We start from the raw sequence: 15,137 nt of genomic DNA, 5'->3' as shown, positions 1-15,137 counted from the left end.
TCCCCCACCTCTCCAGCGCACCGACCGGTGCCGTTCCTCGAAAATCAGCGATCCCGGCGAAGCCTAAACGACCGATTTGCGAGGGTTCACCCGACCCCGTGCGCTGTGCGGATCGTCGCCACACGGACCCCCGAATGGGCGTAGCCTCGGCAGCATGTCGACGGCGATCTCCGTGGAACAGCTCGTCAAGTCGTTCGGAACCACTCGGGCTCTCGACGGTCTCGACCTCGAGCTCCGCCGAGGCGAGGTGCACGGATTCCTCGGCCCGAACGGATCCGGCAAGTCCACCACGATCCGCATTCTGCTCGGGCTGCTGCGTGCGGATTCCGGCCGGGTCGAACTGCTCGGGGGCGACCCGTGGCGCAACGCGGTGGACCTGCACCGGCGGCTCGCGTACGTACCCGGCGAGGTCAACCTGTGGCCCAACCTCACCGGCGGGGAGGCGATCGACCTGCTCGCCGGCCTGCGCGGCGGCATCGACGAACGCCGCCGTGCCGAACTGCTCGAACGCTTCGAGCTCGATCCCACCAAGAAGGCCCGCACGTACTCCAAGGGCAACCGGCAGAAGGTCGCGATCGTCGCCGCGCTCGCCTCGGATGTGGAGTTGTTCCTGTTCGACGAGCCCACCTCGGGTCTGGACCCGCTCAAGGACGAGGTGTTCCGGGACTGCGTCCGCGAGGCCGTCGCCGACGGGTGCTCGGTGCTGCTGTCGAGCCACGTCCTCGCCGAGGTCGAGGCGCTGTGCGACCGGGTGACCATCATCCGGCAGGGCCGCACCGTCGAATCCGGCACGCTGACCGAACTGCGACACCTGACCCGCACGTCGGTGGTCGCCGACACCGTGCGCCCGGTGGCCGGGCTCGAAGCGGTCCCCGGGGTGCACGACCTGCAGGTCGACGGCCTGCGGGTGCGCTGCGAGGTCGACACGGCCCGGATGGACGCGGTGCTGCGCGAGCTGCTCGACTTCGGCATCACGTCGCTCACCAGTACCCCACCCACCCTCGAGGAACTGTTCCTGCGGCACTACGGGGACGACCTGCCCGGCGAGCACATCCACGTCCCCGGCGAGCACCTCGCACACGGCCGCCCGGCCGTCGGCGACGGGGACGGCGCATGAGTGCCGCATTCGTCGGCACCGGCCGGCTGGTGCGTCTGGCGGCCCGCCGCGACCGCGTGCAGCTGCCGGTGTGGCTGGTGACGATCACGATCGTGTACGCGATCTCGGTGTCGAGCTTGAAGGGGCTCTATCCGACCGAGGAGGACCTGCACCTCATCGCCGTCAGCTCCGCCGTGTCGCCGGTGGTGCTGGCCACCAACGGCCTGGTCTCCGGGGACAGCCTCGGCGCGGTCGTCGCGGCGCAGACCCTGCTGTTCCTGGCCCTGGGGGCGGGTCTGATGAGCACGATGGCCGTGGTCCGGCACACCCGGCAGAACGAGGAGACCGGCCGCGCGGAGCTCGTCGGCGCCAATGTGGTCGGTCGGCGTGCCCTGCTCACGGCGGCCCTGATCGTGGCCACGGCGGCGAATGTCGCGCTCGCGCTGCTGCTCGCGATCGTCTCCCTGGGTTTCGGACTGCCGCTGTCCGGATCCGTCGCACTCGGGGCGGCGACGGCGGCGGCCGGGATCGCGTTCGCGGCCGTCGCGGCGGTGAGCGCGCAGGTCGTCGAGGGGGCCCGGGCCGCGAACGGACTGGCCGGTGCCGCGCTGGGGTTCGCGTTCCTGCTCCGCGCCGTCGGTGACAGCGCCGGCACCGTCGATCCCGACGGGGTCAGCGTCACGAGCATGTGGCTGTCGTGGCTCTCGCCGATCGGGTGGGCGCAGCAGATCCGGCCGTTCGACGAGGACGCCTGGTGGATCCTGGTGTTGTTCGCGATGTTCACCGTCGCGGCGACGTGGTCCGCGTACGAGCTGACCGGACGGCGCGACCACGGTGCCGGGCTGGTGCAACCGCGCCCGGGACCGGACCGCGCGGCGGCATGGCTGCCCACCGCGTGGGGCTTCGCGTGGCGGGTGCAGCGCACGACCTTGATGTGGTGGGCGTTCGGCATCGTCGTTCTCGCCGCGACGTACGGCAGCGTCGCGAACGAGATGGACAACTTCCTCGACGAGGGCGGCGCCGTCGCCGACATGATGAAGCAGCTCGGCGGCGGGGCGCAAGCCCTCACCGACGCGTACTTCGCGATGATCTTCCTGATGATGGCGTTGTTCACCAGCGGGTACGCGGTGCAGGCCGTGCTGCGGACGCACAGCGAGGAGACATCCGGGCGGGTCGAGCCGCTGCTGTCGACGGCCCTCGGCCGGGTGCCGTGGATGCTCGCCCACATCGGCATGGTGACGATCGGGGTGATCGTGCTGCAGGTCGTCACGGGCGTCACGCTGGCGGTCTCGTACGGTCTGACGGTCGGCGACGTCACCGGATCGCTCGGCAACCTGCTGCCGGCGTCGTTGGCGTTCGTCCCGGCCGTTCTCCTGGTGGGGGCGATGGCGGTGCTGTGCGTGGGCGTGGTGCCGCGGCGCGCCTCGAGCGTCGCATGGGGTGTCTTCGCCGTGTGGTTGCTCCTCGGGCAGCTCGGCGTCCTGCTGGACCTGCCGCAGGCGGTGCTGGACCTGTCGCCGTTCGTCCACGTACCCCCGGTGCCGGCCGCGGAGATGCGGATGCTGCCGTTGCTGGTCCTGCTGGGTCTCGCGGTGCTCACGGCGACGGCGGGGGTCGGCGCGCTGCGCCGTCGCGATCTCGTCGTCCAGTGACCCGCCCCGTGTGCGCGGCCGAATGTCACATCGCGTCGATGTGACCGACGCGATGTGACATTCGGTCACAAGGCGTTCGGTCACAAGGCGTTCGGTCACCGCGCCGTTCGGTCACAAGGCCCTTCGGTCACCGCGCGTCGAGCACGAGCCAGCCGCCGTGGTGTTCGAAGGCCTCGAAGGCGCGGCCGGTCGATTCGCCGAGGGTGTGCAGGGCCGGCAGGTCGAACGTGCGTACGTGGCCGTGGCAGGCCGTGGCCTCGTCCTCGAACGGCACGGCGATCACCACGCGTTCCCGGGCGATCCGCAGCGCCTCGGCGACGACCGCCGCGCCGGTGGCCGCGTCGACGTGCTCGAGCAGGTGGATCGCGGTGACGGTATCGGCGCTGTCGTCGGGCACGGGCACGTGGGCCGCGTCGCACACGAGGGTGTCCACCGCGAGGCCGAGGCGGGGCGCGACCGCGTCGAGCAGGGTCATGGTGCCGGGCAGGATGTCGGTGGCGGTCACGGCGACCCCGGCGCGGGCCAGGCGCAGGGGGAGGAACCCGAAGCACGAGCCGAGATCGAGGACGCGGCCACGGACGAGTTCGGCGGCCTTGTCGTGGATCGGGGCGAACTCGGCCGTGCCGTCGAGCAGTTCGGTCAGCGAGTTGCGGTAGTAGGTGACCCACGAATCGAGGGCGCCCGGCACGGTGGAGCGCACCAGCCCGACCATCGTCAGCTCGAACTCCTCCCGGCCGAGGTCGCTGCCGGCGATCGAGGCGGTGACGTCGGCGACCAGGCGTTCGCTGAGATCCTCCGGTCCGAGGGAATGCGTGACGTGCAGTCGTCCCGCGTCGCGCCGCAGCGAGATCGGGCCCGCAGGTACCCGTTCCACCGTGACGTGGGCGTGCGACCACCGGCCGGTCGGGCAGGGGGCGAGAGAGTCGAGCACAGTCATTGCAGCGCAGCCTTTTTCGATGAGGTGGGGACGTCGGGGCCGGTGATGGACGGCGCGGCCGCGTCGAGGCCACTGTAGAGGGCGCGCATGCCGGCCGACAAGAGATCGGGCAGGGCGAGGGAGTCGTCGGCGAGCCACTGCTCGTACGCCGCCATCGCGACGCCGAGGACGAGATAGCCCACGGTGCGCGGGTAGTGGTCCTCCGTGGCGCCTCCGATGCGGTGCGCGACGTACTCCGCGATCACGCGGCGCCAGCCCTCGTACATCACCACCGAGTACGCCTGCAGCGCCGGGACCCGCAGGATCAGGCCCATGCGGTCGCGGTGCAACGTCGCCTCCGAGGCGGGAAAGGTGTTGAAGTCCAGCAGTGCCGAGGTCAGTGCCTCGGCGAGGGGCACCTCGGGCGGCAGGGCGTCGAGATGGGCGCGCATCTGCTCGAGATGGGCGTCGAAGTCGCCCCAGGGCACGGCGTTCTTGGACGGGAAGTACCGGAAGAAGGTGCGCCGGGCGATTCCCGCGGTCTCCGCGATCTGGTCGACGCTGGTCTCGTCGAACCCCTGGGTGCGGAACAGTTCGATGCCGATCGCACTGAGGCCCTCCCTCGAGGTGGAGGGGCGACGACCTATCCGAGCGGACGGTTTCCGGCGGCTACGCATGGTGTGAGCCTTCCATGGGTGACATTCTGCACTCGATGCCATTACAGTGGTGAACCGAGTCACAGCGCAACAGGCCTGTGACGACCGACTCCGACCGTGGAGTCCCCATCCGAGGAGGAATGTCATGTCCGATCGTGACAACAGCGTCGTCGAGTCCGACCTGATCGAGGAGTCCCTCGTGGAAGAGGTCTCCATCGACGGCATGTGCGGCGTGTACTGATCGTGCCCGCCGACGCCGCCGCCACCGTGATCGACTCGACCGAGGACGACTCGGCAGGGTTCGATCCGGACACGACGTGGAGGCTGCACCCGCAGGTAGCGCTTCGCCCCGAGCCGTTCGGGGCGTTGCTCTACCACTTCGGGACCCGCAAGCTCTCGTTCCTGAAGAACACCACGATCGTCCGGGTCGTCGAAACCCTCGATCAGCATCCGTCCGTACGGGCTGCGCTCGCTGCCCACGGAATCGACGAGCCCGCGCAGCGTCCGTACCTGCGTGCGCTGGCCACGCTGGCCGACTCCCACATGATCGTGCCGGCCTAGACCCTGCCCGCACACCTCCCGCCCGCCACCGACGAGGACGCAGCCCATGACCTCAGTGCTCGAATCCGCCGCAGTACGAGACGCTTCCGCCCCACCGAAGGTCGGCCGCCTGGTCGACCAGTTCGAGAAGGGCCTCGACGCCCCCATCTGCCTGACGTGGGAGCTGACCTACGCCTGCAACCTGTCGTGCGTGCACTGCCTGTCCTCGTCCGGTCGGCGGGACCCGCGTGAGCTGACCACCGAACAGTGCAAGGCCATCATCGACGAGCTGCAGCGCATGCAGGTGTTCTACGTCAACATCGGCGGCGGCGAGCCGACCGTGCGCTCGGACTTCTGGGAGCTCGTCGACTACGCCACGGAACACCAGGTGGGCGTGAAGTTCTCCACCAACGGCGTCAAGATCGACAAGAAGGTCGCCGCGCGGCTGGCGGCCTCGGACTACGTCGACGTGCAGATCTCGCTCGACGGCGCCACCGCCGAGGTCAACGACGCCGTGCGCGGCCCCGGTTCGTTCGCGATGGCCGTACGGGCACTCGAGAATCTCGCCGAGGCGGGCTTCCGCGACGCGAAGATCTCCGTCGTCGTCACCCGCCACAACGTCGACCAGCTCGACGAGTTCAAGGCCCTGGCCGACAGGTACGGCGCCACCCTGCGCATCACCCGGCTGCGCCCGTCGGGCCGCGCCGTGGACGTGTGGGACGACCTGCACCCCACCCACGAGCAGCAACGCCAGCTCTACAACTGGCTCGTCGCCCACGGCGAGGGCGTGCTCACCGGCGACTCGTTCTTCCACCTGTCCGCGTTCGGCGGGGCCGACGGTGCCGGCGCGCTGCCGGGGCTGAACCTGTGCGGCGCGGGCCGGGTGGTGTGCCTGATCGACCCGGTCGGCGACGTCTATGCCTGCCCGTTCGCGATCCACGACAAGTTCCTCGCCGGAAACATCCTGTCCGACGGCGGATTCCAGCAGGTATGGCAGCATTCGGAACTGTTCACCGAGCTGCGCTCCCCGCAGACCGGCGGTGCGTGCAGCAAGTGCACGTTCTACGATTCGTGCCGCGGCGGCTGCATGGCCGCCAAGTTCTTCACCGGTCTGCCGATGGACGGGCCGGACCCCGAATGTGTCCAGGGCTACGGCGAATCCGCGCTCAGCGCCGACCGCACCGTGCCCAAGTCCAGTGTCGACCATTCCCGCACCGGCGAGCGCCGCACCCCGCGCGCCCCCGTCCCCCTGAAGCTGATGGTGCGCCCGCCGTCGCGGGCGTGCGACGAGAACCCGCTCGCCGGAATGCAGTAGCCGGCGCCTTCCCCGCAGTACGAGAGGCAGATCCCCCATGGGCAACGACTGGTTCGAAACCGTTGCGGTCGCGCAGCAACGCGCGAAGAAGAAGCTCCCCAAGTCCGTCTACGGGGCCCTCGTGGCCGGCTCCGAGAAGGGCATCACCGTCGAGGACAACACGGCCGCGTTCGCCGAGCTCGGCTTCGCCCCGCACGTCGCGGGCCTGTCCGACAAGCGCGAGATGGGCACCCACGTCATGGGGCAGGACGTCGGCATGCCCGTGCTGATCTCCCCGACCGGAGTGCAGGCGGTGCACCCCGACGGCGAGGTCGCCGTCGCCCGTGCCGCCGCGGCCCGCGGCGTCGCGATGGGTCTGAGCTCGTTCGCGAGCAAGTCCATCGAAGAGGTCTCCGCCGCCAACGACAAGACCTTCTTCCAGATGTACTGGGTGGGCAGCCGGGACGTGCTCGTCCAGCGGATGGAGCGCGCCCGGGCGGCCGGCGCCAAGGGCCTGATCATGACCCTGGACTGGTCGTTCTCCAACGGCCGGGACTGGGGCAGCCCCGCGATCCCGGAGAAGATGGACCTCAAGGCGATGTTCCGGTTCGCACCCGAGGGCATCCTGCGGCCGAGCTGGCTGCTCGACTGGGCCAAGACCGGCAAGGTGCCGGACCTGACCACGCCGAACCTGACGCCGCCCGGTGGCAGCGCGCCGACGTTCTTCGGCGCCTACGGTGAATGGATGGGCACCCCGTTGCCCACGTGGGAGGACGTCGCGTGGCTGCGCGAGCAGTGGGGCGACGCGCCGTTCATGCTCAAGGGCGTGATGCGGGTCGACGACGCCAAGCGCGCAGTCGACGCCGGCGTCACCGCGATCTCGGTGTCCAACCACGGCGGCAACAACCTCGACGGCACCCCGGCCCCGATCCGCGCGCTCCCGGCGATCGCCGACGCGGTCGGCAAGGACGTGGAGGTGCTGCTCGACGGCGGCATCCGGCGCGGTAGCGACGTCGTCAAGGCCCTCGCGCTCGGCGCCAAGGCCGTCCTGATCGGCCGCGCGTACCTGTGGGGCCTCGCCGCCAACGGGCAGGCGGGCGTGGAGAACGTCCTCGACATCCTCGCCGGGGGCATCGGCTCGGCGCTCATCGGACTCGGCAAGACGTCGATCCACGAGCTGACCCCCGACGACATCGTCGTCCCGCCGAACTTCCGGCGCGACCTCGGAATCTGAGCGGTCCCCTCTGCCGATGGGCACTCTCACCGAACCGATCACCCTGGCCGGCCGCGACGCGCCGGCCAGGGTGCTCTTCGGACCGCACGAAACCAACCTCGGTGTGGGGAGGGCCTTTTCGCCTGAACACGTGGCGTACTACGAGCGCCGCGCCCGCGGCGGAGCCGGGTTGCTCGTCACCGAGGTCGCCTCCGTGCACCCGCACGACCAGCCGTACGAGCGGGCACCCCTGGCCGCGGAGGGCGGCCCCGGATGGGCGTCGATCGTCGCCGCGTGCCGGCCCCACGGCACCCTCGTGCTGGCCGGGCTCGGCCATGCCGGCCTGCAGGGGTCGAGTGCGTGGACGCAGGCTCCGCTGTGGGCACCGTCGCGGGTGGCCGACCCGGCCGGGCGCGAACTGCCGATGGAGGTCGGCGACGACGAGATCGGGGAGCTGGTCGAGGGGTTCGCCGCCGCCGCCGCCGTCGCGGTCGCGGCAGACGTCGACGGAATCGAGCTGGACGCGGGGCCGAACTCGCTGCTGCGCCAGTTCCTCTCGGGACTGACCAACCGGCGCACCGACCGCTACGGTGCCGACCGGTCGTTGCTGCTGCGACAGGTGATCGCGGCCGTGCGCGCCGAACTCGGTCCCGGCCGGATCCTGGCGCTGCGCCTGAGCTGCGACGAGGAGGCGCCCTGGGCCGGCATCACACCGGAGCAGGCCGCCGGTCACGCGTCCGTGCTCGCCCCGCACCTGGATCTGCTCACCGTCGTGCGCGGCGGACTCTACGCCCCCGGCGTGTACCGGCCCGACGCCCACACCCCGGCCGGGTTCAACACCGGGCTGTGCCGCGCCGTCCGCGATGCCGTGGCCGGCGCCGTGCCCGTCGTCCTGCAGGGCAGCATCGTCGAGCCCGTCGCCGCGCAGCGCGCCCTCGACGACGAAGTGTGCGACCTGGTGGAGATGACCCGCGCGCAGATCGCCGATCCGGACCTCGTCGCCGCCGTGCGCGACGGGCACACCCCCCGGCCGTGCGTGCGATGCAATCAGGCCTGCCTGGTGCGCGACTTCCGCAATCCCCGGGTCGGCTGCATCGGCAACGCGGAGGCCGGGCACGAGACCCGCACTCCGCAGCCCCCGACGGCCGTGACGCGCGACGTACTCGTCGTCGGTGGGGGGCCTGCCGGGCTCGAGGCCGCCCGCGTGCTGGCCGAACGCGGTCACCGGGTCCGTCTCGTCGAACGCGCCGGGCGCGTGGGCGGGATGCTGCGCACCGCGGCGGTGGGCACGGGACGCGACACGCTCTCCGCACTCGTCGACTGGCTCGAGGTCCGCTGCCGCGCGCTCGGCGTGCGGATCGACACCCGCAGCGCCGTCGCCGCCGCGGACCTCGACGCGGCCGCCGCCCAGGGGACGGTCGTCGTGCTCGCGACCGGCAGCCGCGACCGGCCCCCCGAGTACCCGGCGGAGGACGGGCACGTCGTGACCGCCGCGGGGCTGCTCGCCGGCGGCCCGATCCCCGTGCGGCCGGTGGTGGTGTGGGATCCGGTCGGCGGGCCCGTCGCCGTGGGCATCGCGGAACAACTCGCCGCCCAGGGGTACGACGTCTCGTATGCGACGACGGACCCGATCGCCGGTGCCCGGCTCGCGCCGACGGGCGACCTGGTCGCGGCCAACGCCCGGCTCCAGCGAGCGGGAGTCACCCGGCATCTGGGGGTCACCGTGCGCCGGGTCGGCGCCGACGCCGTCGAACTCGAGCACCGGCTGACCGGGCAGCGCACCGACGTCGCGGGCGCGCTGCTCGTCGACTGCGCCCCGGGTCTGCCGGAGGACAGCCTCTACCGCACCGGGCTCGTGCGGATCGGGGACTGCCTCGCGCCGCGCAGTGTCCACCACGCGGTACGCGAGGGCCACGCACTCGGATCCGAACTGTAACCTGTTCCAAAACGCTGGGATCGGAAGGATCGGCACATGGGCGAGTTCGACGGCAGGGTCGTGTTCATCACGGGTATCGCGCGCGGCCAGGGCCGCAACCACGCGATCCGGTTCGCGCGGGAGGGCGCCTCGATCATCGGCGTCGACATCGCCGGACCCGTCTCGGCGTACAACACGTACGCGCCGGTCACCGAAGCCGACTTCCACGAAACCGTCCAGCTCGTCGAGGCCGAAGGCGCGAAGATCCACGCCCGCATCGCCGACGTCCGCGACAGCGCCACCCTGCAGGCCGTCGTCGACGAGGGCGTCGCCCAGTTCGGCCGTCTCGACGTCGTCGTCGCCAACGCGGGCATCTGCAACTGGAACCGCTTCTGGGAGATGCCCGACGAGCAGTTCGAGGAACTGATCGACATCAACCTCACCGGCGTCTTCAAGACCCTCAAGGCCGCCACGCCCGCCATGATCGAGGCCGGCAACGGCGGGTCGATCGTCGTCGTCAGCTCCGTCGCGGGTCTGAAGGCCATGCCCGGCCAGGCCAACTATGCCGCTGCGAAGTTCGGCCTCGTCGGCCTGACCCAGACCGCCGCCAAGGAGCTCGGTGAGTACCGCATCCGGGTCAACTCCATCCACCCCTACGGCGTGAACACGCCGATGGGCACCGACCAGGGTGCGCTGAAGATGTTCGAGAAGTACCCGCACTGGTTGCCGAGCTTCGCGCCGATCCTCACCGAGAAGCCGATCGCCGACGTCGACGACATCACCGAGGCCGTGCTGTTCCTCGCGAGCGACCGGGCCAGGACGATCACCGGCAGCCAGATGGCCCTCGACCAGGGGAACTCGAAGGTGTGAGCGAGCTCCGCTCCGCCCGACCGTACCCGCGGCTGGCCGCCCCGCTGCGGTTCGGCCCGGTCACGCTGCGCAACCGGGTGGTGTTCTCCGCGCACCTGACCAACTTCGCCGTCGACGGCCTGCCGACCGCACAGCACGCCGCCTACTACGCCGCGCGGGCGCGCGGCGGGGCCGGTCTGATCGTCTCCGAGGAACACACCGTGCATCCGACGGACCGGCCCTACGAGAAGCTCATCCGCGGCTACGACCCCGCCGTGGTGCCCGGCTACCGGCGCATCACCGAGGCCGTGCACGGCCACGGGGGGCGAATCCTCGCGCAGCTCAACCACAACGGCGCCCAGGGCTCCGGCATGTACACCGGTCTGCCGCTGTGGGCCCCGAGCGCCGTGCCCGACCCGCTGTTCCGGGAGGTGCCCAAGGCCGTCGAGGAGCACGAGATCCGCGAGCTCGTCGACGGGTATGCCCGCGTCGCCGCACACTGCCGTGCCGGCGGGTTCGACGGTGTCGAACTGCAGTGCTCGCAGGCGTCGATCGTGCGGCAGTTCCTGTCGCCCGGCACCAACCGCCGCACCGACCGGTACGGCGGCCCGCTCCGGAACCGGGCACGGTTCCTGCTCGAGGTCGTCGCGGCGCTGCGCGCGGCCGTCGGGCCCGGCCTGGTCGTGGGGGTCCGGCTCAGCGGGCACGACGGCACCGACGGCGGGATCACCCTCGACGACGCAGTCGCGCTCGCCGCCCTGGTCGAGGACAGCGGGCACGTCGACTACGTCAACACCTCGATCGGCGTGGCCACAGAGACGCTGCACCTGATCGAGGCGTCCATGGCGACGCCGCACGGCTACGCGCTGTTCGTGCCCGACGCGATCCGGCGGCGGGTGCGCCTGCCGGTGGTCGGCGTCGGTCGCTTCACGACCCCGGCGCAGGCCGAGGCGGCGCTCGCCGCCGGGCGCTGCGACCTCGTCGGCGTCGTGCGCGGCCAGATCGCCGATCCCGACTTCGCCGCCGAAGCCCTCGCCGGCGACGACGAGGCGGTGCGCCCGTGCCTGGCCTGCAACCAGGAGTGCATCGGGCGGGTCGGCCTCGGGCGGTGGATCGGCTGCGTGGCCAACCCTCGCGCCGGACGCGAGGCGCAGCCGCTGCCCGATCCTCGCCGGCCCGGCCGGCGGATCCTCGTCGTCGGTGGCGGCCCGGCCGGGCTGCGCGCCGCCGCGACCGCCGCGCAGCGCGGGCACCGGGTCACCCTCTGTGAGAGCGCGGATGTGCTGGGCGGGCAGATCCGCACGGCCGCAACCGCGCCGGGCCGCGGCGAGCTCGGCGGTCTGGTCCGCAGTCTCGAGATCGAGTGCCGGCGCGCGGGCGTGGAGATCCGCACCGGCGTGCACGTCGACGCCGCGGTCGTGCGCGACGCGCATCCCGACGCGGTCGTCGTCGCGACCGGTGCGCGACCGCGGCGCCCGGACTGGGCCGGCGACACCGACCTCGTCGTCGACGTCCGCGACGTCCTCGACGACCGGGTGTCACCGCACGGCGACGTCCTCGTCGTCGACGACCTGGGCTTCCACCACGCGACGTCCGTGGCGGAGTTGCTCGCCGGCCGCGGCGCCGCGGTCACCGTCTGCACGGCCGGGATGATCGTCGGCCAGGACCTCGGGCTGACCCTCGACATGGAGGGCTGGACCCGCCGGGCGTACACCCTCGGCATCGAACAGCTGACCGACACGCTCGTCACCGCCGTCGCCGAACGCGACGGCAGGCTCGACGTGGCGCTGCGGCACCACCCGACCGCCGTCGCGCACCAGCGCACGGTCGACCGGGTGGTGGTGGCCACCCATCAGGATCCGGTGGACGAACTCTGGACAGCCTTGCGCGACAGCGCCTTCCACGTCGTGCGGATCGGTGATGCGCTCACCCCGCGGCGCGCGGACGCCGCGATCGTCGAGGGCGAGCGCGCCGCGATCCACTTCTAGCCGTGCGCGTTTCCGGTAGCCACCGCTACCGGAAACGCGCACGGGCCGCGCAGCGGCCTATCGGCTCGCGCGCTTGGTGGCCTCGGCCCAGGACTCGACCGCCGCGTACCCGTCGCCCACGCCCTGGGTGAACGCGACCAGGGCCCCGTACATCCGGGTGCCTTCCACGGCGAGTTCCGTCTTCGCCACCCAGTCCGCGGCACGGGCCATCACGTGGGCGGAGATGTCGGCACCGTCCTGGGTGCCGCGGGAGGCGTGCAGGAACGACTCGTCGGCGATCTGGAAGGTCTGCACCACGGCGCGCCAGTAGTACTCCGCGTCCATCGCCGCGCGGACCTCGTAGTAGTCCGTGGCGTTCTGCCGCGCCACCGCCTCCTGCAGCGTCGTCGCCGCTCCGGAGATGCTGCGCAGCGGCACGTACACGGGATCGTCGGACGCCCCCCGTGTGGTTCGTCTACTCGTCACCGGCACGATGCTTTCAGACAATGGCACCCCCTCGATGGTCCACAAGATCATCGCACGCGCAAGTGCCGGCGCGGGTCAGCAGGTGAGCGCATCGCCCGGGCACGCCGGCGCGTGCCGCTGCGGATCGAACGGTTCGAACCACGCGTCGACGGTCGCGAACAGGGCGCGCTGGGGAATCCGGAAATCGCCGAGCCGCTCCTGTTCGGGCAGCGGCCCGTCGTCGCCGAGGTCGACGCCGCCCACCGTCGCGGCGACGGTGCGGACGGACCACAACCGGCGCGGTGCGGCACGGAACCACTGTCCGTTCGGTACGTCCCCGGTGAGGCGGATCCGGCCGGCGCCCAGGACCGGCCCGGCGAGGCGCGCCACCGCGGCCAGGACCGCGGGGTGGTGCCGTATGCGGTCGGGTAGGAGCCGACCGGTCAGGGTCGCCAGGGCGGTGGACGGCGACGAGGTCACCTCTACGTCCCAGGCGACGTCGTCGCCGGCCGTGATGTGCAGCCGGGACGGGCCGGTCCATGCGGCGGCGACGTCGGTGCGCACCGTCCGGTTGAGGGCGGCGCCGAGGTAGCGGGGGCATCCGTGCTCCGGCGCGGCATCGCTGTAGACGGTCCACCGGCCGTGCGGGTCGCGATGCCAGACCGAGGTGAAGGCCGGGCCCACCGATCCGGCGGTGAACCGGCGCAGTGCCAGACAGTGCCCACTGGCGAACGGTGCACCGATCACCGCGTATCCGGTGAACCGTTCCCCGGCGACCCCGGCCAGGACGCGGGGCTCCTCGGCGGCTGCTTGCGGCGTGGTCTTCATGTCGTCCTCCTGCGGTGTTTCGGTTGTTCCGATCGTGCGCCGTGTCGTGTCCGGAAGGCATGGGGCCGATGCCTCATCTTTTGCCCGGGCGGGCCCCCGATTCCCGCGGCGGAGGACAATGGAGCCGTGCAGCGCAGGAGCGGGTCGTCTCCGGCGCCGCGGGACGGGCCGCGGCGCGCCGAGTTGCTCGCAGCGCTGTCCCTGGCGATCGACCTGGGCCTGGGGCAGCCCATGGAGCACATGCTGCGCTCCGCCGTACTGGCCGGACGGATCGCCGAGCGCATGGGGCTGGACGCCCGGCAGCAGGCCGTCGTCTACTACGCGAACCTCGTCGCCTGGATCGGATGCCACGCCGACTCGCACGAACTGGCGCAGGTGTTCGGCGACGACATCGCACTCCGCGCCGACACCTACGGGGTCGACATGACGGGGTTGCCGTTCCTGCGGATGCTGACGGGTCACGTCGGGCGCGGGCTCGACGGCCCGCGTCGCGGACTCGAGGTCGCCGCGTTCCTGCTGACCGCCCGCCGTCGCATGGCCGAACTGATCGGTTCGCACTGCGCGTCGGCGGGAGCGCTGTCCGACCGGGTGGGCCTCGACCGGCAGGTGGGTGCGGCCCTGGCCTATGCGTTCGAACGATGGGACGGGGCCGGGCTACCCGCGGGGGTACGCGGCAACGACATCCCGCTCGAGATGCACATCGTGCACCTGGCGGAGGTCTGCGAGGTCCATCTGCGAACCGGCGGGCCGTGGCGGGCCGTCGAGGTCGCCCGAGCGCGCAGCGGGACCCAGTTCTGTCCGCGGGTGGCACGGGTGTTCCGGGAGGGTGCGGACGAGTTCACCCACGATCTGCTCGAACGGGACGCATGGGCGGCGGCACTGGATCGGGCACCCGACCGTGAGTGCGTCCTCGCCGACGGCGAACTCGACGCGCTGCTGCGCGCGACGGCGGACTTTGTCGACCTGAAAGTCCCTTTCCTGCTGAGCCATTCGCGGTCCGTCGCCGAACTCGCGGCGGCGGCGGGTCGCCTGCGCGGCCTGCCGGAGACGGACACCGCGGTGCTCTACCGGGCCGGTCTCGTCCACGGTCTCGGGCGAATGGGGGTGTCCAACCGGATCTGGGAGAAGCCCGGTCCGCTCACCGCCACCGAATGGGAGCGGGTCCGGCTGTATCCGTACCTGACCGGGCGGATCCTCAGCCGTGTCACCGGCATGGAGGACGTCGTCGCCGTCGCGACCACGAACCGCGAACGCCTCGACGGCTCCGGATATCCCAACGGCGTCCGCGGCCGCGACCTGAGTGTCGCCGATCGGCTGCTCGCCGCGGCGGAGACGTACCAGCGCTTCGGGGAACCCCGGCCGCATCGTGATGCGCTCACCCCCGATCACGCGGCGGAGCGCCTGCGGCGAGAGGCCCGCGGCGGCCGCCTCGACGCCGAGGCCGTCGAGGCGGTGCTGACGGCGGCCGGGCACCGGCAGGTGCGACGCGCGCCCTGGCCGGCCGGACTGACCGCCCGGGAGGTGGCGGTGTTGCGGCTCGTCGCCCGGGGCCGCTCCAACCGGCAGATCGCCGCAGAGTTGTGCATCGCGGAGAAGACGGCGCGCAACCACGTCGAGCGCGTCTACGTCAAGCTCGGGGTGGACAACCGCACGCGGGCCGGCCTGGCCGCCGTCGACCTCGGGCTGGCGTGGTGAACCACGGGCGGACGACGGCCACGAACGGTGCACGGCCGGGTGTCGCGGTGC

At 71.8% G+C, this 15,137-nt stretch carries 14 protein-coding genes; 10 read left to right on the top strand and 4 right to left on the bottom strand.

The genetic code is table 11. From position 1 onward, the window contains the following. The first annotated feature begins 154 nt into the window (after nucleotides 1-154). The gene (locus LZP97_RS12605; RefSeq protein ID WP_010591957.1) at nucleotides 155-1,117 is read left to right on the top strand and encodes an ABC transporter ATP-binding protein; all 963 of its coding nucleotides are present in this window, start codon (nucleotides 155-157) and stop codon (nucleotides 1,115-1,117) included. Continuing rightward, nucleotides 1,114-2,748 (top strand): ABC transporter permease, encoded by a 1,635-nt coding sequence (locus LZP97_RS12600; RefSeq protein WP_048773946.1) that lies wholly within the window; start codon nucleotides 1,114-1,116, stop codon nucleotides 2,746-2,748. Before LZP97_RS12605 ends, LZP97_RS12600 begins: the two co-directional genes overlap by 4 nt. A 127-nt stretch (nucleotides 2,749-2,875) precedes the next feature. On the opposite strand, the gene mftM is transcribed toward LZP97_RS12600, so the two are convergent. Next, on the bottom strand, nucleotides 2,876-3,685 hold the full coding sequence (gene mftM / locus LZP97_RS12595) for a mycofactocin oligosaccharide methyltransferase MftM (RefSeq protein WP_010591955.1): 810 nt from the start codon (nucleotides 3,683-3,685) through the stop codon (nucleotides 2,876-2,878). Continuing rightward, complete coding sequence (mftR, locus tag LZP97_RS12590; RefSeq protein ID WP_010591954.1) at nucleotides 3,682-4,341, bottom strand: mycofactocin system transcriptional regulator; 660 nt, start codon at nucleotides 4,339-4,341, stop codon at nucleotides 3,682-3,684. The genes mftM and mftR overlap by 4 nt, the downstream gene beginning before the upstream one ends. A 124-nt stretch (nucleotides 4,342-4,465) precedes the next feature. Between mftR and mftA the strand changes: the two genes are divergently transcribed. The 7 genes from mftA to LZP97_RS12555 are packed head-to-tail and all read left to right on the top strand — an operon-like array spanning nucleotide 4,466 to nucleotide 12,119. Beyond that, nucleotides 4,466-4,561, top strand: coding sequence for a mycofactocin precursor MftA (gene mftA, locus LZP97_RS12585; RefSeq protein WP_010591953.1), 96 nt, complete (start codon nucleotides 4,466-4,468; stop codon nucleotides 4,559-4,561). Continuing rightward, nucleotides 4,546-4,881 (top strand): mycofactocin biosynthesis chaperone MftB, encoded by a 336-nt coding sequence (gene mftB, locus LZP97_RS12580; RefSeq protein WP_010591952.1) that lies wholly within the window; start codon nucleotides 4,546-4,548, stop codon nucleotides 4,879-4,881. The genes mftA and mftB overlap by 16 nt, the downstream gene beginning before the upstream one ends. 46 nt (nucleotides 4,882-4,927) lie before the next feature. Further along, complete coding sequence (gene mftC, locus LZP97_RS12575; RefSeq protein ID WP_010591951.1) at nucleotides 4,928-6,175, top strand: mycofactocin radical SAM maturase; 1,248 nt, start codon at nucleotides 4,928-4,930, stop codon at nucleotides 6,173-6,175. A 37-nt stretch (nucleotides 6,176-6,212) separates the two neighbouring features. After that, the gene (mftD, locus tag LZP97_RS12570) at nucleotides 6,213-7,388 is read left to right on the top strand and encodes a pre-mycofactocin synthase MftD (RefSeq protein ID WP_010591950.1); all 1,176 of its coding nucleotides are present in this window, start codon (nucleotides 6,213-6,215) and stop codon (nucleotides 7,386-7,388) included. 16 nt (nucleotides 7,389-7,404) lie between these two features. Continuing rightward, a complete protein-coding gene (locus LZP97_RS12565) occupies nucleotides 7,405-9,303 on the top strand; it encodes a mycofactocin system FadH/OYE family oxidoreductase 1 (RefSeq protein ID WP_040272191.1) in 1,899 nt (632 codons plus the stop codon). 36 nt (nucleotides 9,304-9,339) lie between these two features. Next, nucleotides 9,340-10,152 carry a mycofactocin-coupled SDR family oxidoreductase gene (locus LZP97_RS12560; RefSeq protein ID WP_017679990.1) on the top strand — a complete coding sequence of 271 codons (813 nt, stop codon included), beginning with the start codon at nucleotides 9,340-9,342 and terminating at the stop codon, nucleotides 10,150-10,152. After that, nucleotides 10,149-12,119 (top strand): mycofactocin system FadH/OYE family oxidoreductase 2, encoded by a 1,971-nt coding sequence (locus tag LZP97_RS12555; protein WP_048773944.1) that lies wholly within the window; start codon nucleotides 10,149-10,151, stop codon nucleotides 12,117-12,119. The genes LZP97_RS12560 and LZP97_RS12555 overlap by 4 nt, the downstream gene beginning before the upstream one ends. 57 nt (nucleotides 12,120-12,176) lie before the next feature. Here LZP97_RS12555 and LZP97_RS12550 read toward each other — a convergent pair whose 3' ends face one another. Further along, nucleotides 12,177-12,584 carry a hypothetical protein gene (locus LZP97_RS12550; protein ID WP_228287072.1) on the bottom strand — a complete coding sequence of 136 codons (408 nt, stop codon included), beginning with the start codon at nucleotides 12,582-12,584 and terminating at the stop codon, nucleotides 12,177-12,179. A 75-nt stretch (nucleotides 12,585-12,659) separates the two neighbouring features. Next, nucleotides 12,660-13,391 (bottom strand): hypothetical protein, encoded by a 732-nt coding sequence (locus tag LZP97_RS12545; protein ID WP_048773943.1) that lies wholly within the window; start codon nucleotides 13,389-13,391, stop codon nucleotides 12,660-12,662. A gap of 126 nt (nucleotides 13,392-13,517) precedes the next feature. Here LZP97_RS12545 and LZP97_RS12540 point away from each other — a divergent pair, with 126 nt between their 5' ends. After that, a complete protein-coding gene (locus LZP97_RS12540; protein ID WP_048773941.1) occupies nucleotides 13,518-15,086 on the top strand; it encodes an HD domain-containing phosphohydrolase in 1,569 nt (522 codons plus the stop codon). The last annotated feature ends 51 nt before the right edge of the window (nucleotides 15,087-15,137 follow it).

This window comes from Rhodococcus sp. DMF-1 (genome assembly GCF_021441945.1).
Taxonomy (GTDB): Bacteria; Actinomycetota; Actinomycetes; order Mycobacteriales; family Mycobacteriaceae; genus Rhodococcus; species Rhodococcus ruber.
The sequence above is the reverse complement of the archived record's forward strand: the minus strand, read 5'-3'. Positions and strand labels throughout refer to the sequence as shown.